The sequence below is a fragment of the Aeoliella fuhlenseeensis genome (assembly GCF_052161615.1).
Lineage (GTDB): Bacteria > Planctomycetota > Planctomycetia > Pirellulales > Lacipirellulaceae > Aeoliella.
On the sequence record NZ_CP197417.1, the window covers coordinates 3566292 to 3586122 of the forward strand.

A 19831-nucleotide genomic window follows, 5' to 3' on the forward strand; every position below is an offset into this window, starting at 1 on the left:
GTTTAGCGGACCGGCGGCTGGAGCCACAGAAAGTCGATCCCCACAAAAGGCTCTTTGCCCTCGGCGGGTTGCTCGAACTTGAGCTCCAAGACGTGCTCGCCCGCTTCGAGCTCGACCAGTTGGCTGTTGGTGGCGCGGAGCATGGTGCGGCGTGAGTCGTACAAGTTCATCCTTCCGTTTGCATCGCCGAAGCCAAATGGTTTGCCATCAAGCGTCGCGCTCACCACGCCCGAGCGATTGTCGAGCGCAAGACCAACGCGAACCTCGTACTTGCCCGACTTATCGACGGGGAAGGACAGCTTGAGAGTATCCCCTACGCCATCGGGCCGCCACACCATCAACTCGCCCTCGGACCAAAGAGTGTCCGCTTCGCTCTCGAAATTGCCATCAGCCAGATTCTCTGGCTCCAAGTAGATGGCACCTTCTGACCCACGATAAGCTCGCGGCTTCCACGGGCCCGGAAGCTTTGGTTCGCGGACATCGGCGACCGTAATCACGCGATGATCGTCCATCATGCCGGGGCGACCGTAATGATACGCCTGACAGGCATAGCTGAAGTCTTCATTCTCGTGGTTCGACAGCAGCTCCATGTAGAAGGCGATCCGCTCGTCGAAGGGCTGGTCGTCGACGAAATGAAATCGATAGTTCGCGACGAAGCCACGATTCGCGGGGCCATCGTTGCGAGGCTGGCCACAGTAGGGATAGGCGAAGATGTCGATCGCACTCCACGCGTAGTTGTAATAGTCTTCGGAGCCCGTACCGAACCATGACGGCATGCGGTCGTCGTCGACGAACACCTTTTCGTCCCCCTCGCCCCACCACGTGCCGCTGCTGTGGGTGCCACGGGCGGTGTTCATCATCAACGAGGCGGCACCCACAAACCGGCCTTCGCCATGCGCGAGCAAAAACGGAATATCCAGGTTTGGCGGCGTGTGAATGTCGTGCGTCACTCGCCAGCGGGCGTAGAAGTGCATCGTGCGCTTCTTATCCCACTTACGGGCCGCTGTCTCGAGGTCGCCGGTGATCGCGACGGTTTGCTCCCCCATGTTGTGGAACTCGACCTTTAGCGACTTCTCGAACGGCATCGGATATCGGCACACCATCCTGCCATCTTCGTGCACCGTAAACGGAAACGATTGGTACGGATTGACGCCCGGCGCGGCCGCGAAGAAATCGCCCACCGGGGACTGCACCTGGGCGCTGTCCCACCCGTCGCATGTGATGTGCATCACCGTCTGGCGTAGCGCGGGAACTTCGTTCTCGGCCTTTACCTTGAGCGCCAGCCGCACGACCGCTGCCATGTCCTTGAGTTCGACCGCGGCGGAGCGCTCGCCGGGCTTGAGCTCGATGTCGATGGCGTGCGACCTAGCGGTGGTGGGCACGCTCTGTTCCGGATTTCTCAGCACCTCCGCGACGCGCTGGATTTCCGTCGCATGCGTCTTGAGGTCTTTGGACTGGAACGTAGTGACCTTGGTGGATTTGTCTTTGTACTCGCGTATCTGGACGTAGTAGAAGTAGACCTGGCGCGGATTACCGATCCACTCGATGCGGCAACTCTTGGCAAACGGCATTGGGCAGTAGGCGGCATCGCGTTGGTAGAACGTTCCCGCGAGCGTCTCCGCCTCCACGCCCGACTCGGCGATGAACGTGTCGTAGGGCCGATGTAGGAACTTGTCGGCGGGCCCGTCGTAGATCGGTTTCTCGGCACCATCGAGGAACACGCGGAGCGTGCCGTTGATGTCGGCAGTCCAGGTACGGACGATCGCCCCCGGTCCGTTCACTTCGCACAGCAAGTACTCGCCGATGCCTTTGTCGTTGGGCTCTCTTAACATCTTCTCGAACGGCAGGATGGGCGAATCGCCAAAGCCGTCGCGGTTCGAGATCCAGTTCGGCCCGCCCGGCAGATTGCTCGCTCGGTCGTACGACGTGAACTGCAGTGTCTTGTAAGGCTGGCTCGGCATTTCGCACAGGCGATCGAAGTCGACCATCTCGGCGATGATTGAACCGGTGGTAACCGCCTGACCGGCAGCCCACGCGCCAGTCGCCGCGAATACCACGTACAACAACAGCAAAATTCGACAGACCATGTCGTACCACCTGCGACTTTGGGAACCAAGGATATGGAAGTCCCAGGATAGCCGATGGGCGAGCGCGAGGATGGAAGTGAGCGACCACAAACGACCGCGTCCTGCGCATTTTTGGAAGCCGCGTGACAGCTTCTCGGAATCACTAGTTCGAGCCCGTGCTATTCGAGCGGTGCGACATCCACCGACACCGTCATCGTATGGTCGCCGCCGCCGACGAAGACTCCTTGGATGGGGCAGACATCTCCATAGTCGCGGCCCACGGCGACGGTGATGTGGTCGAGTTGCGGGATGACGTTGTTCGTGGGATCGAAATCGACCCAACCTGCCGTGCCGCAATACACCGAAGCCCACGCGTGCGACGCGTCGGCACCCACGAGGCGTGGCTTGCCTAGCGGAGGATCGGTTCGAAGGTAGCCGCTGACATAGCGAGCCGCGAGCCCGAGCGAACGCAGACAGGCGATTTGCAAATGGGCGAAGTCCTGGCAGACACCCGCACGATGCTTGAACACCTCCGCCACCTGCGACTTCACGTTCGTCGAGTGCGGCTTGTACTCGAAGTCTTCGTAAATCCGCCGCGTGAGGTCTTGAGCCGCTTCGCCAATCGGTCGCTTCGGGGTGAACGAGGCGCGGGCGTAGGTCTCAAGCTGGCGATCAAGGTCGATGTAGTCGCTACGAAACGCAAACAGGCAAGTGTTGACATCTACCTGCGGCGGGCCCGACCGCAGCCCGGCAACGACGTCTTCCCAAGCGGAGGTGGCGGCAAGGTTCACGAGGTGAGCATTCGGCGCGGTGCTCGACGCCACCTCGACTTCACTGGTTGCCGTGACAGAAAGACCGCGATGCGAATCGATGAGTGAGAAGTAGTCGACCGTGTTGCCAAAGTAGTCGAGGTGCGTATCGACCACCACGGGCTCGGGATGGACAAGAAGTCGATAGCTCTTACATCGCTGACGAGGGCTTGTCCGCGGCCGGAGGTGGACCTTATTTTGGCACACCGGCACCGGCTCGGAGTAGGCGTATTTGGTCGTGTGACTGATTCGGTATCGCATCCGCCAAGATCCAGACAGTGGTTTCAATCCGTTGTACCGGTGCCCGACATGCGACGCGAAGGGCCAGCATGTACCAGGTATCGGAGCGACAATTCGCGAGACAAGTTTTGCAGATCACGATCGAGCATCGCCAAATGATCGCTCAATTGCCCCTGCTCGCCGACGCCAAAGGCGTCGCACACTTCCAGCACGTCGAGCATCCGCACGGCGTGAACCATCGACAGGATGAGCCGTTCGTGCGGCAAGAATCCCGGCGGGTGGTCTTCGCCCGGCAGTTGCTTGACTTGCGATTCGATCGTCAAGATTTGATAGGCGATGCTCCGCGGGTTCGACTCGTCCGTTAACAATAGGTCGACCACCGCCGGCAGTTGCATGTTGGCGCGGTAGCGCGAACGGTAAGTCATCACGCTGTCGGAAATCTCGAGCACGGCCTCCATCACTTCGGGCGTGGGCGAAGGCGAATCGACGAGGCAGCTTTGCAGCAGTCCGATCGTTTGGAGTGCTCGCTCCATACGCCGGCCAAGGTCAAGGAACCGGAACACGTGCGAGCGAGTCATGCTTTCCATGCACATACCCTCTATCGCAGCGAGGTGAACGATCAGTCCATTGAGCATGCTCAAGAGGTCGGTGAGATCGAGATCGCTCGTCCCTTGCGGGGTGCGGAATGTTTGGTCGATACGCACCAGGATGCGCCACGAGTCGGTCGAAATCCGATCCCGGACCAACGATGCCGTACGGAACATGTTGTCGATCAGCGAGCGGATCGAGCCAATTTGTTCGCGGTCGAACACGAGTTGTGGCAGTGCGAATTCAACCTCGGGCATTTGGCGCCGGATGTCGTCGAGTGCGAAGCCCGGTTCGATCTGCCCTTGCGCGGCGAGCGCGCGAAGCAATACGGCCGGCACTTGGCTGGGGCCGAACGACATTTCGCTGGTCAGTCGTAGAATAAATGTCCGCAACTGGCGAGCCGCGGCGTCGGTCCGTTCGATATGCCGGCCGAGCCAGAAAATGTTGTCCGCCACGCGGCTGGGGAGTTCGGGGGATGAACGGCGAATCTCGATTGCTTCGTCCGAAGTCGACAGCAACGTGATGTGCTCAACCGGTTTGGTGCTCAGCACCCAGGCATCTTTGCTGCCCTTCGACGCGGGGACCGCCAGCGGGCTGGGAGAGGCAGCATCGCTTGTGCGGGCAAGGCCACCTGGCATCACGGTGTACGAGTCGCCGGACGAGACGGCGAACGAACGCAACACCAAGTGTGCCCCGCTTGCTCGACCATTATCCCATGTCGGCACGCTGGACAGGTTCATCTTTTCCTGGCCGATGAACACGCGTGGGTTGGCACGGAGCTTCGTCGCGAGTTCCGCCGGCTGAATGGCGTTGAGCGCCTTCGCCGATTCATACCCCGCACCACGGTTGCGGTACGCCCCTGAGACAACGAGTTTGTCGGAGTTGGCGAGCACGTGCTCTAGCGAGGCAGGCTCACCGCACCACCACGTCGCCACGCCAGGCAGCAACAGCTCCTGCCCCAGGAAGAATTGACACAGCCTCGGGAGGAACGCCATGAACACGGGCGACTCGACCAATCCGCTGCCGAGCGGATTGGCGACAGAGACCTCACCATGCCGCGCACAGTTCAAGAGACCGGCCACACCGATTGCCGATACGTCGCTGAACTCCAGCGGATCGCAAGCCTCGCTATTGGGACGGCGAACCAGCACATGCACTGGCAAGAGTCCGTCGAGCGTTTTCAGCCAGACCTTGTTCTCGCGAATCGCGAGGTCGTCGCCCTCGACCAAGTTGTACCCGAGGTACCGCGCCAAGTAGGCATCTTCGAAGTAGTTCTCGTGGTGCGGGCCGCGAGTGTAAATCGCAATGCGGGGATTTTCTTGTCCGTGCGGCGCGAACTCTTGCAGCTTTTCCTTCAGGCTGATGAAGAACGGTGCGAGTCGTTGCACGTTGCAACTGCGAAACACCTCGGGCAGCATGCGCGAGATCACGACACGGTTCTCGAGCGCAAAGCCGATGCCCGATGGTGCCTCGGTGCGATCGGCTAATACCCACCAACGACCGTCCGGCGAACGACCGAGGTCCGCAGCGTAGTAGGGCAGGAACGCTCCACCCGGCGGGGTCTGTCCATGAAAGGGCAGGCGAAACCCCGGATGTGCGAACAACAGTTCGGCGGGAAGCACGCGTTCGGTAATCAGTCGCTGTGGGCCGAGCAGATCGGCAAGCGTCAACTGCAAAACCTTAGCCCGCTGCGCAAGGCCCGTAGAAACGTGATTCCACTCCGCCTCGTCAATCAACACTGGCAGAGCGTCGAGATCCCAAGGGCGTGCGTTCGTTTCGGGGTCGCCGTACGCGGCATACGAAATGCCGTTCTCGTAGATCAGTCGCTGTGAGTGTTCCCATCGACGAGTGAACTCGGCAACCCCCATCGACTCCATCAAACGACAGAACTTCTCCCAGGCCGGCCGGCGCGCACCGGTTGGCAGCGAAAGTTCGTCAAAGCGGTTGGCATCCGGGGTGTAGCCTGAAAAAAGTGCCGTTGCTGCGCCGAGGGGGGGCGCAATAATCGGCGGGCCTACCGGGTGTCCCACCATGGACTGCTGTTGGCTCTGCATTGGTTGTCACTGATCAGTGCTTGCCGCGCCGAAGATCAAGCGTCATCGGAAATTCGCGACTTGGCAACTCCGCCACAATTGTACCCGGCCCAGGCGTATGGCCAAACCCGAAGAAGCGCGTTGCGCGTCGGCTTTCGGCCTCCAAGGCGTTCACCGGGAAGGTCACGGGGTTTAGACCACCTGGATGGCCAACATGGTAACGACAGCCGCCGATCGAACGACCCAACCATTCGTCATAAAGGTCAAATACCAGCGGCGCGTCGACACCCAGCGTAGGGTGCAGACAGTTCGGGGGCTGCCAGGCGCGATAGCGCACGCCAGCGACAAACTCACCTTCTCTGCCGGTGGGATGCAGCGGCACGCGGCGGCCATTACAGCTCAATTCGTAGCGAGGATCGGTTAGGCCCTGCACCAGAACTTGCATCCGCTCGACCGACGAATCGACGTATCGTGCGGTGTAACCCGCACTCGACTCTTCTCCCAGCACGTACCAAGGCTCGGTCGCCTTGCGAAGCTCCACGCGGACACCACGCTGCGTGAAATCGCCGATAAACGGATAGCGGAACTCCAGGTGGGCATCGAACCACTTCGACTCCACGGGGTAGCCGGCCTGCTGCGTTTCTTCGATCACGTCGCAGAAATCCTGCCAAATGAAGTGCGGCAGCATCCAGCGGTCGTGGATCGAAGTGTTCCAGCTCACCAGTTCGGCTTCGTAGGGCGTCTCCCAGAACCGCGCGACAAGTGCCCGCAGCAGCAATTGCTGTGTGAGGCTCATTCGCGAGTGCGGGGGCATTTCGAACGCGCGGAATTCAACTAAACCCAATCGACCCGAGGTCGAATCGGGCGAGAACAGTTTGTCGATGCAGAACTCAGAGCGATGCGTGTTGCCGGTGCCATCGACCAGCAGATGCCGGAAGATGCGATCGACCAGCCACGGCCGAAGCGACTCCCCCGCCTTCACGCGTTCGAAGGCAATGTTGAGTTCGTAAATCGAATCGCTGCGGGTCTCGTCCACCCGCGGCGCTTGGCTCGTAGGTCCGATGAACTTGCCTGAGAACAGGTAGGACAGCGATGGATGGTTGTGCCAGTAGCCAACAAAGCTTTTGAGCAAGTCGGGGCGACGAAGCCAAGGGCTGTCGGCCGGCGTTGCGCCGCCGAGCACCACGTGGTTGCCGCCGCCGGTGCCGGTGTGCGAGCCATCGAGGTCGAACTTCTCGGTACCCAGACGCGTTTGGCGAGCGTCTTCGTACACGCCAGTGGTAATGTCGACCAGTTCGTTCCAGTCGTTCGCAGGGTGGACGTTGACCTCGATCACCCCCGGATCGGGCGTGACTTTGATGTGCTGCACCCTCGGATCGTGAGGAGGTAAGTAGCCTTCAATGACGACCGGCAGCTCAAGCTTCTCGGCAGTGGCTTCGATGGCCGTTATCAGATCCAGGAATACTTCGAGACGATCGATGGGCGGCAAGAAGATGTGCAAGCGACCTTCGCGCGGTTCTACGCAAAGTGCGGTACGGACAACGTACGAAGGATCTTCGTACTGCGTATCGACCGAGTAGACAGGGCCATTACCCTTTGCCATCGAGTCGGACTCGGGGTACCAGCCGTTTGCGCTGCTGCCCCCTGCCCCGCCGTTGCCGCCGAGGCTATCGCCCCCGCCGACGCTCGCGTACTGGTGTATCGGCACCGTGCGGCGCGTCGCGCGCAACGGTTCGTGGAGCATGGTGGTGCTCGCCCCAAACCAATCGTCGCCATTTCGCAGTTGCTGATAACTCGGGAGTTCCGCGAGTGCCACCATCGGATCGGCTTCGAAGTACGTCACCGGATATCCGGGCGACTTCTCATAAATGAGCGACTGTATGGGAAGACGAAACCCCATCGGCGAATCGCCGGGGAGCAGGAACAATTCTTCCGTTCGCACCACCCAGCTACCACTCTGCCAGCGGGGCGATGCGTCCCACCAGCGGTACTGAAGGGGAAGCACCATGCCTACGGGCTTGGTAATACCCTGCTCGAAAACGCGGGCCACGCGCTCGCGTTCTTCGATGTCCTCGAGCTTCGAGTTATGCACGTCGACGTTCGCCGGCAGCCGCCGTTCGCGCCAAGTGTAGTACATGACATCTTCATAGCCATGCACGGCGTGATCGGGATTCACTTCGAGTCGAGTCGCAAGCTCGCGGGCAAACCGCTCGGCGTCTTCGAAGGTGTGGCCGTAGTCGCGTGTGGAGTCGGCGAATAGTTCTTGGTTTTGCCAGATCGGCTGGCCATCCTTTCGCCAGTAGCAGTGCATGGCCCACCGCGGCAAAGACTCGCCGGGGTACCATTTGCCTTGGCCATGATGCAAAAGCCCAAAGGGGCCAAATCGATCGCGCAGCCGCGCCATTAATTCGTCCGCCAGGCGCTTCTTGCTCTCTCCCACGGCGGCGGTTTGCCACTCGTCGCCGTCCATGTCGTCAATGGAGACGAACGTCGGCTCGCCACCCATGGTCAGTCGAACATCCCCCTCGTGGAGGTGGCGATCGATCTCATGGCCGAGCGCTTCGATCTTTGCCCACTCTTCTTCGGTGTAGGGTTTGGTGACGCGGGGATCCTCGTGAATCCGTGCGATCGACATTTCAAAGTCGAACGTCACTTCGCACTCGCCGAGCGAGCCTGTAATCGGCGCGGCAGAGACGGGGTGGGGTGTGCAAGCCAGCGGAATGTGACCTTCACCCGCTAGCAAACCGGAGGTCGGATCGAGCCCCACCCAACCAGCGCCGGGCAGATAGACTTCGGTCCAGGCGTGCAGGTCGGTGAAATCAGCCACCGGTCCGTCGGGACCTTCGAGCGGCTTTTGATCGGCGACCAGTTGAATCAAGTAACCGGAGACGAAACGGGACGCAAAACCAAGGTGACGCAGTACCTGCACCATCAGCCATGCTGAGTCACGGCACGACCCACTGCCGAGCGTTAGCGTTTCCTCGGGCGTCTGCACGCCGGGTTCAAGACGTACCAAGTACGCAATGTCACGCTGGAGCCGCTGATTGATGTCGACCAAGAAGTCGATGGTTTTTCGCGGTCGAAGATCGATGGAATTTACCAAAGCGTGGAACTTGTCCCCTACCGGTCCCATCGCGAAATAAGGCTTGAGATCGTCCAGCCCCTCGGACGGATAGTTGAACGGAAAGTGCTCTGCATCCGGTTCGAGGAAGAAGTCGAACGGATTGATGCTCGACAAGTTCGCCACGAGGTCGACTTCGACCGACAGGAACTCGACCGGCTCGTTGAAAACGCACCGCGCCAAGTAGTTGCCAAACGGATCCTGCATCCAGTTTAGGTAGTGGACATCGGGCTCGACTTTCAGCGAGTAGCTCTCGATAGGCGTGCGGCTATGCGGTGCGGGGCGCAGGCGAATGACCTGAGGTCCTAGCCCAATGCGCCGATCGTAGTGGTAAACAGTCTTGTGATGGAGGGCGACACGGATGCTCATAATCAGTTCGTCTAGTTGTAATTCGGGCAGATCGTCGCCTTAAGACATCGACTGTGTCTGGACCTGCGTTTGCGATTGGGATTGCGTGGGAGACTGCGCGACCTCCGTAGTATTTGTCGGCAAGAGAAAGAAATCGTTATGTATCACTTTTCCAAGTTCGTTGAGTTGCGACTGGAAGTGGTCGATATATTCGTGCATACCCTGCTCGATGATATCTTCGATACTGGTGTAATCGAGCTCCATCCGCAGCCGGCCCATCACTTGCTCGGTGCGGTATTTAAAGGTGCCGACGGCAGATCCGGTGATTTCGCACAGGGAGTTCTGCGCCCTCACAATGCAAAAATGCATTGCACGTGGAAAATCCCGATCGAGCACCAGGAAGCGTGCCACGTTGGTCGGAGTGATGGGTCCGTATATCCGGCGGTACATCGCCAAGGCGCTGGCGGACCGCAATAGTGCGGACCAGCGAACCACGTCGAGCGTGCTGCCGATGTCCTGAGCGGTAGGGAGCAGCAGGTAGTACTGCACGTCGACAATGCGCGAAGTCTTGTCGGCACGCTCCATGAGTCGACCCATCTTGGCGAAGTGCCACGCTTCGCCATGCGACATCGTGGCGTAGGTCAAACCCAAGAGGGTATGGCTGGCGAGCTTCACCGCATCGCAGAAGTCGTTAGGCTCGCTCAGCGGTCGACCCTGTCGGGCGGCGGAGCGAACCATCAGATAGAAGGTATTGATCTGCTGCCACATCGGCGCAGTGATTGTCTCGCGAACACTGCGGGCGTTCTCGCGGGCGTTGGCGACGCACGACAGGATCGAGTTCGGATTGCGCTGATCGTACGCCAGAAACTGCAGCACCGCTTCGCGCGAGGGCTCGCCGTACAGCTCTTCGAACAAGCCTTCGTCACCGGTGGTGTAAACGAGCGGTGCCCATTGATGTCCGAGCGTCGAACCTTCTCCGAGCGTTAGGTTGTAATTCACATCGATGAACCGGGCGACGTTCTCCGCCCGCTCGATGTACCGCGCCATCCAGTAAACCGCCTCCGCAACCCGACTAAGCATGATAGGCCCCGTTGTTTGCAACCCCGTGATTGCCGCCGACGGCGTGAGGCCGATCCGAACGCAGCACCCAAGTATCCTTACTGCCGCCACCTTGTGACGAATTCACGACCATCGACCCTTCTCGCAGTGCTACGCGCGTGAGTCCGCCGGGCATGACGTAGATGTCCTTGCCACACAGTACGAACGGCCGTAGGTCGACGTGCCGGGGTGCGAGTTTGTCATCGATCAATGTCGGCACGGTCGACAGCTGCAACATCGGCTGGGCGATGTAGTTTCTCGGGTTCGAGTTGATCAAGTCGATGTATGCATCCCGCTCGGGTTGGCTGGCATGAGGGCCCATCAAAATCCCATACCCGCCCGACTCGTTGGTTGGCTTCACAACCAGTTTGTCGAGATTTTGCAGCACGTACTCACGCTGCGAAGTCTCCGAACAAAGGTACGTCGGCACGTTTGCCAGGATCGCCTCTTCGCCCAGATAGTACTTGATGATCTCAGGGACGTAAGCGTACACAGCCTTGTCGTCCGCTACACCGGTTCCCGGGGCGTTTGCCAGCGTGACGTTCCCGCGGCGATAAGCATCGATTAGACCCGGCACACCGAGGCATGAATCGGCTCGGAAGCATTGTGGGTCGAGGAAGTCGTCATCAATACGACGGTAGATCACATCAATGCGCTGAACACCCTTGGTGGTCCGCATGTAGACGTAGCCATTTTCGACCATCAAGTCACTGCCCTGCACCAGCTCGACCCCCATCTGCTGCGCGAGGAAAGTGTGCTCGAAGTAGGCCGAGTTGTAGATGCCCGGCGTGAGCACCACGGCGGTGGGGTCGCCGGCGTGCTTGGGGGCGCAATCGAGCAGCGTTTGCAACAGCTTCTCGGGATACTCCTCGATCGGCACTACCGACATGCCCTCGAACACCCGAGCAAACGCCCGCTTCATTACCTCGCGGTTCTCAAGCACGTACGATACGCCCGAGGGGCAGCGAAGGTTGTCTTCGAGAACATAGATGGTGCCGTCCTCGTGTCGAATCAAATCGACCCCGCTAATGTGGCACCAAACGTCCTGCGGCGGCATGAAGCCACGCATTTGCGGACGAATCGTTTTGGCAGACTCGAGCAACTCGATCGGGACGACTCGGTCTTTGAGGATCTTCTGGTCGTTGTAGATGTCGGAGATGAACAAGTTCAGCGCGTGAATCCGCTGCTTGAGGCCCTTTTCGACCTTCGACCACTCGTCGGCGTCGATGATGCGGGGCAGCAGATCAAAGGGCCATATTTTTTCCGTACCATCCTCGTGGCCGTAGACGTTAAACGTGATTCCCATGTTGTGCAGGTTCAGCTCAGCTGCCTGCTGCCGGTGGCGGAGTTCGCCTTCAGGAATTTCGTTCAGTCGCGACACAAAGTGTCGGCAAGCGGGGCGAGGAGAACCCTCGGCCGAAAACATCTCGTCATAGCCAGCCGCTTGGTAAGTCATGCTGCACTCTTCCAGGTACACGCGGAATGAAAATCTACCGCTGGCACTGCTTGCTTAACAAGCGCGCACAGGAAATCCGTTTTTCGGGCACCTCCTCCCGAGATTCTCCGCCTTTTAGCCGCTTTTAGCATAACGAGTGGGGGCGGCACGGATAGCCCTCTTTGTTAGCAAGAACTGTACCACGGTCATGCAAAAGCGTCTGGCGTTTGGGCATGTACCCCGTACGGCTGGCGACGTCTGGTCCTATGCACGGAGACGGGCGACAGCAATCGGCGTTGTCGGAATGGGCGAATTTGGGTAATTTTCACCTGCCGCGCTCTGGTTCGACTGGGGTGCGTCCTACCGCGGTGGCCGACCCCGACCCACTTCAGGCCGCCCGTCCCGCATGGAAGCAAGGGAAAACTCGCGATGAAACTCGAGCATTTGGCCGTCGGCGGTGCCGGCGGCAACGCGCCGCAGCACACACTTACCTTCGCCGATGGACTGACGGTTGTCGCCGTGAACGACGCGACCACTGGTCGGCAGGTCGCCGATCTGGTGGGGCATTTGGTGTATGGCGCCCGCATCGAAGGCCCCCACCTGTCTGATGCCACTCGGACGGGACACGTTGATATCGCGAGCCGCCAAGGCCGGTTCCGCCTAGCTCGGCAGGTTCAGCCCGTGCACCGCGGCGCGCAGTCCCTGCCGCGGCTTACCGTGGCGGCGCTCGAAGGCCAGCCCGCGCACCCCGACACCACACGCGACCTGCTTGCGGGAATTACACCTGAAATCGCCGCTCGACTATTCGTACTTCAATCGTCAGGCGAAGAACAGACTCGCTGGCTACTGTCGGAAGAACTGGCCGCGGCGATGCACGCGATGGAGCGTGCGCCGCACGATCTCCAGCCGATAGACGCCCCCTCGCTGTCGACGGACGACCTATTTGCGCTACGGGACCGTTTGTCGCACCGCATCGAGATGCTGCTTGCAGGCAAGCGTCTGAAGAGTGCGGAGCTTGAAGCGACTATCGCCGACTTGAATGGACAGGCGGAATCGGTCGAGCAGTTTCTCGACGATCATCGTCGGCAGCTCGACAGCGTCCTCGGACAGCTTACCGAACTCGAAACGCAGCTTCGCTATCGCGAGCTGTCGGAGTTTGTGGGCCGCGCGACCGACGAGGCGCATCATCAGCAACAACAACCCCGCCTCGACGACCTGGACGACCAGATCACAAAGTGGCGGCAAGCGCTGGCGGAACTGGAAGGCCGCGACGCGCAGGTGCGATACCGGCTTACCCTGTTGCACCCCGACGACTCGTCGCCGCTGTTACCGCTGGCCGACCAGCGTGCTTGCATGAGCATCGCCCAGCGGTTGGTGGCTGATCTCGATAGCGAGGTCGCCCGCTACGCCCGTCCCGCCGATTCGGCCGACTGCCTCTGCCGGAACACTCACGCGCGGCTGCACCCGCTCGTCGACACCCTCGGCCAGCAGGTTACGAAGCTGACGAAGCTGGTGGCCCAGTACGAAGCGGCCATCGAAGTGGAACAACTGAGGAGCGAAGCAGGCCATCTGGCGCGTTCGCAGGCTTCGCTTCGGGAGACGATCGACCATCTGCTGGATCGTCGCCAGTCGTACTTGCGCACTTCACGGAGCCGACGTCATACAGACTCGGACGTCGCGGTTCCGGGCGAACTCTCGCAACTACACACGTCGCTCGAACTTCGACGAACAGAGCTTCAGTCGCTAGTTGCGGACGCCGAGGAGCGACTCAATGAATTGACTGCCCGTCGCGAGCGAACCAGCCGCGAACGAGCCGAATTGCTTCGCGATCCCGAGCTCGTTCGGCTTCGCGAAGAGCTGGAAGACGTAAACCACCAGCTGGAACTAGGCCGCACTCAGGCGGCGAGCCGCTTGGTTCCGACCTCCCGCTGGCGAGCGTCGGACATCTTGGCAAAACTTACGGATGGTCGCCTGCGAGAACTTCGACTCACCGATCAGGGTCGCCGCGTTGTGGTGACGAGTCGCGAGGGAGTTGCCGTTCCGCACCACGCGCTCAGCGAAGTCGATCGTCGGCTCGTGACCATCAGCTTGCAACTGGCAGCGGTGGCTGGTGCGACACGATGGGGTTACGACCTACCACTCATCGCAGCGGATCCGTTCGCCGATCTGCCCGCTACCTCGGCGGCCATCCTCGCTCTGGTGCTACTGGACTGGGCTCGCGAAGGGCATCAAGTGCTACTCGTTACTGCGGCCCGGCCAGTAAGTGACCGTCTACGCGCCGTGGGCCAGCCAATCGTTCATTGGGATACGACAACAAGCATCCCAACACCACCACCTGTTGTAGTGTCAACGCCCGCGGCCGAACCGATTATTGCACTACACGATGCCGACACGTACGCGCTCGAGCTTGGCGACTCGATCGAACGCTTCAGTGTGTTTGGAGAAGACACGACGCGGCTGTTCGATGAAGTCGGCATTCGTACCATCGCCGAACTGCTAGACGCGAACGCCGACGAGGTCGCCCATCAACTCGATCGCACGGGCATTACAAGCTCCATCGTTGAGCTGTGGCAGACGCACGTGTCGATGCTGACCTACATCCCTAACCTTACTCTTTCTGACGTGCAGGTGCTTACAGGGGCGGGTGTACGAAATCTAAATCAGCTGGCCGACGCGGACGCCGAGGCGCTTTACGCGGCGATTTGTGAGTACTTCGAGAGCCCACAGGGGACTCGTCATCAGGTACTTCGAAAGGGACTAGGTCCGCGAACGGTTCGCCACTGGATCGCCGACGCTGCCCGAACCCGTTATCGCTGGGAGTCTACGCCCTACGCGGCCCGGACCCCGCGGACGACAACCAAGCAGTCGCCGTCGCGCGGCCCGAAGCTGCGAGGTGGACGTGCCGCCAAGGCGACGAATAGCAAAGTCACACGCCGCACGACCACTACGAAGTCCACACGTCCCCTCCGATTCCGTCTGTCGCGATCGAGCGCAGTGGTCGATGCCCCGAGCGTCGGTCCGAAGCTTGCCAAGCGGCTCGCGAAGCTGGGGATTAAGACGGTGGCCGATTTGCTCGAAGCCGATGCCGCCAGGACCGCCGCTGAACTCAAGGCTAACCATGTCAACGCCGAAAAGATCGTCGCGTGGCAGCACCAGGCACAACTGATCTGCCGTGTTCCGGAGTTACTTGCACGAGATGCACAGGTGCTGGTGGGCTGTGGCTTCACTACACCCGAAGACATTGCCACCGCCAAGCCGGCCGACTTGCTTGAGTTTGCCAAGTCGTACACCACGACGCCCGAAGGGACGCGTGCCCTACGAGGAGCCGACGCACCCGACCTAGCGCGGGTAACGAACTGGGTATACTGGGCCGGTCATCGCCGAGCGCTCGAAGCCGCGTAGTTCGCGAATCTGGGCTGGTTACGAGAATAGCGTTTGCATCGAGCCTTCCGTGGCGAGCAGGGCACGCTTCGTATCGAGCCCGCCCGGTGCCGAATAACCACCGAGCCCGCCACCCGAGCCAACCACGCGGTGGCAAGGAACCACTAGCGGGTAACGATTCTTCGCCATCACGCTGCCAACGGCCCGCGCGGCACCGGGTCGGCCGGCTCGTGCTGCCAATTCGGCATAAGTGAGCTGCTTGCCCCATGCGATCTTGCGGCACTCGCTCACTACCTTCTTGGCGAGCGACGTCAGGTGGTCGGTAGCAATTGGCACCTTGCGAAAGTCCTGAGGTTCTCCTTCGGCGAAGCGGATCAGACTCTGGCGAAGCTCAAGCACCCACTCCGGAAGCGACGCATCGTGGTCGACGAGTTCCAACTGGTAGCACTTGATCGCCCGCATCAGTGCAGAGAGGTTTGGCTGTCCGAATACCAGTTGCACGAGCTCGCGATTGGTGAAGCCCAGGGCCATCCAGCCAAGCTTGGTTTCGAAGCAAACCCCCAAGGTGTCTATGGACATTTGGGCAGCGGGACGGGCAATGGAAGCCGGCATGACGCATTCCTCCTGGGCGGGCAGTGCAGAGCTTTGACAGTTTCTCGCTGGCCATTCTATACTTCAGGTAGAGCCTCGTCAGCCTTTGGTCGGCGAGTTTACCGACCACCGCAATTGCGACCCTGATCGCTCGCCACTTGAGGAACGCTCCCATGTTCTCCTACCCGTCTATGGCGGACGATTACTATTTGACGCTAACGCTCAGTACCGAGATGGAGCTGGGCGGAAATCGCGAGTCGGTCCTGCACTACGCCGAGCAAATGCAAAAGAAGTACGCCGACATGCGGAACTTCTACGCGCGAGGAGATCGCGACTACGTGCTGGAGGGCGACAAGGACACCGGCCAGTATCGCTGGTGTGCCGTCGAGTCGCGACGAATAAGTTCCGGTAGCGTCAATTTCGAGTCGTACGTCGACGTCATTGAGCAGCACCATACGGCGCTCGAAGTGGCGTCCTACGCCTTGTCGGTGAGCCCGCTCGACTGCGAGGCCCTCGACCTACTCGCCGGTTTCGACTTTACCTACCGTGGTAATCATAACGAGTTAGTGAACGAGGCGCTCGGGCTTTGCCCCGCCTTCGAACCCTTGGCCCGCATGCCGGGGGCCACGTTCATCAATAACGAGCCCAATATAACGCTCGCACTTGACGACGATTGCCGGGTTCAATGCCGGGTGAGCATCGAAACTCGTACGACGCCGTATCACGTCCGCACGGGCGAGTTTCAAGAGGACCAACTGAGCGTCTACGTCACCGCGCGGCGGTACGGCAGTTTGAATCCTGGCATGAATTACAGCCAAGCTCTCGCTCAGCTCGATAACATCTGCCGCGAAGTACTTGAGAACTACGTCGCGCCCAGCGTGCTGGAGCCGCTGGCTCGCACCATCGCAATGGGCTAGAGCTTCTCGGAAACAGAGAAGCGACCTATTAAGACAGCAAGCGATCGACGCTCGCCATCAGGCGGTCCATCGGAAACGGCTTGCGGATGTAGTCGTCCACGCCCAGCATTTCGGCGTAAGCCTTGTGGCGGCTGCCTTCGTTGGCGGTGATCATGATGATGCGAGGGGGATTTTCGCGTGTACGCCGAAGCTTTTCGAGCACGAGGAACCCGCTCCGCTTGGGCATCATCATGTCGAGGATCACCAAGTCCGGCTCTTCGCGTTCGGTGATCGCAAGACCCTGGTTACCGTCACGTGCGATCATCACCTCAAGGCCCTTGGCCTCCAGGGCGAGCCGTAACGACTCAATGATCTCTGCATCGTCATCCACCAGGAGGACACGCTTGGTTTTCGCTGCTGTGGAGGAATCTTTCGCCATGACTGTTCAAACAGGTACGATGAAATCGTACCGGCGAGCACCACGCAATCGCCGGCGGGAAGCTCCTATGTATAGCCGCTGGCCATGGTTTTGGGAACGGTCCGCGAGAGCCAGCGAAATGGCTACTTATCTTGCCTAATTCGACGCAGCGGCGAAAAGTTAATTATGCCTCAGGAAATCTCGAAGTTGGCGGCGACGAACACGAGCACTCCTTTTGTGGACGTCGCTCTCCCTTACCGGCCCCGCAATCCCAAAACCTTCCACCCTGGCATTGGGCTCATTGGCTGCGGTGGCATTACGCGACATCACCTTGCGGCCTACCAGAAGGCGGGTTACACGGTGCTGGGGTTTTGCGACCTCGATCGGCAGCGAGCCATTGAACGTCGCGACCAGTACTTCCCCGGCGCGACCGTCTACGACTCGTGCGACGAACTGCTGGCGAGCGACCAGATCGCGGTGGTCGATATCGCGACGCACCCCGATGCTCGCGTCACTGTGATCGAGGCGGCACTGCGTGCGGGGAAGCATGTACTGAGTCAGAAACCGTTCGTGACCGATCTAAAAGTCGGCGAGCGACTCGCCGAGCTCGCCGACGATCAGGGTGTATTGCTGGCCGTGAATCAGAATGCTCGTTGGGCTCCGCACTTTAGCTACGTCCGCGAGGCGGTCGCAGCCGACTGGATCGGCCCGGTGGTCTCCATGCACTGCGGCGGGCACTGGGACCATAGCTGGGTAAAGGGTGGGCCGTTTGAGAACGTACCCCACCTGATCCTGTTCGACTACGCGATTCATTGGTTCGACATGCTCACCGCCATCATGGGCGAGCAACTGCCGCTTCGGGTGTTTGCATCCGTCGCGCATAGCCCCGAGCAAGACGTAAAACCTCCGCTACTGGGCCAAGTCTTGGTCGAGTATCCGAACGCCCAGGCATCGCTCGTATTCGATGCCTGCAACAACGTCGGTAGCTGGGACACCATGTTCGTGCTCGGCACTCGGGGCAGCATTCGCTCGGAAGGAATCGACGCCAACCACCAACAGGTGATTCTCTCGACCGAACATGGCCAGTGGCATCCCACGCTCGAAGGCCAGTGGTTCGACGATGGGTTCCACGGCGCCATGGGCGAACTGCTCCGCGCGATCGAAGACAACCGAGTGCCAGAGAACAACGCCCGCGGCAACTTGCGCAGCCTCGCCCTCTGCTTCGCGGCGATACACAGTGCGGAGACCCATGAGCCGGTAGTGCCGGGGTCCGTTACGAAGCTACCGAGTTGACCCAAGGTCCCCCCTACTGAACAACGGCATCCTCGGAACTCGCGTCGCCCTGGATGTAAGTCGAACCCTTGTAGAACTGCGACCAAACGACGAAGACCACTGCCGCTACGAGCATGACGCCGGTGAAGAACCAGTAGTACGCGGCTCCTTCAAGCAAGGGCGAACCCGCCTCTTTCTGCTGATGCAGATAACCATTAATGAAGGCCGTCAGGATGTTGCCCAATGCGATGGCGACCAGTAGATAAAGCCCCATGACAAACGATTTCATCTTATGCGGCGCTTGCGTGTAGGAAAACTCGAGCACGGTAATGGAAACCATTACTTCCGCCGCGGTGATCACGGCGTACGCCAAGACTTGCCATCCCATGTGCGGGGTGTCACCGGCGTCGATGGATTGTTGAGCCAGGGCGACGATCACAAACGACACCGCCGTGAGGAAAAGCCCCATTCCAATCTTACGAAGCGGCGTCAGCGGAAACACTCGGTCGATGGCGGGATAGAATACGTACGAAAACAAAGGGATGAACATCAGGATGAATGCTGGATTCACGGCCTGAAGCTGCGAGGGCAATAGAGTGAAAAAGCCAAAGTTGCCGTTCATGCTCTCCGCTTGCTCCACCCAAGCCGAGTGAGTTTGGTCGAACAGCATGAAGAACGGGAAAATAAACGCGTACAGTGGCAGCAGATTCAGCACGGCGCGAATTCCGTTCTCACTGAATGTTTGCTCCACGAATCGTTCGCCACCTGCTGGAATGTGGACGTACCGATTGCGACCCAGCCAGAACGTGAACGTCGCAAGCGCCATCAACACACCCGGCACGCCAAACGCCCACCCGGGACCGTAGTGCTCGAGCAACCAGGGGCAGATCACCATCGCGAGGACTGACCCAAGATTGATGGAAAAATAGAACCACCCAAACACCCGAGAGATCAAATGCTCGTTACGCGGCCCGAACTGATCGCCCACGTGGGAAGAGACGCACGGCTTTATACCGCCGGCCCCCATCGCGAGACACGCAAGGCCGAGTGCCAACATCACTTTGGGATCGATACCCGTGATCGATGGAAAATCCATCACCGCCAGCAATCCGTGGCCAACGCAGTAGAGCAGCGAAACGTAAAGAATCGTGCGGTACTTACCCCATAGCCAATCGCTGAGAATGGCACCGACGATCGGAAACGCATAGACGGCACCAATGAAGTAGTGCACCCACTGTTTCGCTTGCTCTGGCGTCAGCGGGGTGTCCGTCCCTGCTTTGTCTTTCAAGTAGCTGGTAAGAAACACAAACAGGATGCCGCTCATCCCGTAGTAGCTAAACCGCTCGGCGGCCTCGTTCCCGATGATGAATGGAATGCCCGGGGGCATGTAATCGATGTCGAAGGGCTTGGTCCGATACTTGCCGCCACGTAGTTCTTCGTTGGGTTCGGCTTGGGGGCTCGTGTAGGGCGAGTCGGACATCGACGGTTACCTGCGTGGGAACGGGCGAACGGGGAGGCCTGGAAGCTCCACAGTG

General features: G+C 60.0%; 12 protein-coding genes. 3 read left to right on the plus strand and 9 right to left on the minus strand.

Annotated elements, in window-relative coordinates; translation table 11 throughout:
- Positions 1–2: 2 nt before the first annotated feature.
- The 6 genes from SH292x_RS14120 to SH292x_RS14145 form a co-directional block, all read right to left on the minus strand.
- On the minus strand, positions 3–2087 hold the full coding sequence (locus tag SH292x_RS14120; RefSeq protein ID WP_442481655.1) for a DUF2961 domain-containing protein: 2085 nt from the start codon (positions 2085–2087) through the stop codon (positions 3–5).
- Between the two features lie 158 nt (positions 2088–2245).
- Positions 2246–3136 (minus strand): transglutaminase family protein, encoded by an 891-nt coding sequence (locus SH292x_RS14125; RefSeq protein WP_442481656.1) that lies wholly within the window; start codon positions 3134–3136, stop codon positions 2246–2248.
- A gap of 23 nt (positions 3137–3159) precedes the next feature.
- Positions 3160–5757, minus strand: a complete 2598-nt coding sequence (locus SH292x_RS14130) for a circularly permuted type 2 ATP-grasp protein (protein WP_442481657.1) — start codon at positions 5755–5757, stop codon at positions 3160–3162.
- A 13-nt stretch (positions 5758–5770) separates the two neighbouring features.
- Positions 5771–9226, minus strand: coding sequence for a transglutaminase family protein (locus SH292x_RS14135; RefSeq protein ID WP_442481658.1), 3456 nt, complete (start codon positions 9224–9226; stop codon positions 5771–5773).
- Positions 9227–9265: 39 nt separating this feature from the next.
- Complete coding sequence (locus SH292x_RS14140) at positions 9266–10285, minus strand: alpha-E domain-containing protein (RefSeq protein ID WP_442481659.1); 1020 nt, start codon at positions 10283–10285, stop codon at positions 9266–9268.
- A complete protein-coding gene (locus SH292x_RS14145) occupies positions 10278–11759 on the minus strand; it encodes a circularly permuted type 2 ATP-grasp protein (RefSeq protein WP_442481660.1) in 1482 nt (493 codons plus the stop codon). Before SH292x_RS14145 ends, SH292x_RS14140 begins: the two co-directional genes overlap by 8 nt.
- A gap of 408 nt (positions 11760–12167) precedes the next feature.
- On the opposite strand from SH292x_RS14145, the gene SH292x_RS14150 reads away from it, so the two are divergent.
- Complete coding sequence (locus tag SH292x_RS14150) at positions 12168–15140, plus strand: DUF4332 domain-containing protein (RefSeq protein WP_442481661.1); 2973 nt, start codon at positions 12168–12170, stop codon at positions 15138–15140.
- 18 nt (positions 15141–15158) lie between these two features.
- Here the strand turns inward: SH292x_RS14150 and SH292x_RS14155 are convergent, their stop codons facing one another.
- Positions 15159–15731: a methylated-DNA--[protein]-cysteine S-methyltransferase gene (locus tag SH292x_RS14155; protein WP_442481662.1), complete on the minus strand. Its 573-nt coding sequence runs from the start codon at positions 15729–15731 to the stop codon at positions 15159–15161.
- Between the two features lie 152 nt (positions 15732–15883).
- On the opposite strand from SH292x_RS14155, the gene SH292x_RS14160 reads away from it, so the two are divergent.
- Entirely contained in the window at positions 15884–16627 is a 744-nt protein-coding gene (locus tag SH292x_RS14160; protein ID WP_442481663.1) for a hypothetical protein, read from the plus strand.
- 28 nt (positions 16628–16655) lie between these two features.
- Here SH292x_RS14160 and SH292x_RS14165 read toward each other — a convergent pair whose 3' ends face one another.
- A complete protein-coding gene (locus tag SH292x_RS14165; protein WP_442481664.1) occupies positions 16656–17045 on the minus strand; it encodes a response regulator transcription factor in 390 nt (129 codons plus the stop codon).
- Positions 17046–17210: 165 nt separating this feature from the next.
- Between SH292x_RS14165 and SH292x_RS14170 the strand changes: the two genes are divergently transcribed.
- A complete protein-coding gene (locus tag SH292x_RS14170) occupies positions 17211–18317 on the plus strand; it encodes a Gfo/Idh/MocA family protein (RefSeq protein ID WP_442481665.1) in 1107 nt (368 codons plus the stop codon).
- A gap of 13 nt (positions 18318–18330) precedes the next feature.
- Here the strand turns inward: SH292x_RS14170 and SH292x_RS14175 are convergent, their stop codons facing one another.
- Positions 18331–19776: a POT family MFS transporter gene (locus SH292x_RS14175; protein ID WP_442481666.1), complete on the minus strand. Its 1446-nt coding sequence runs from the start codon at positions 19774–19776 to the stop codon at positions 18331–18333.
- Positions 19777–19831 lie beyond the last annotated feature (55 nt).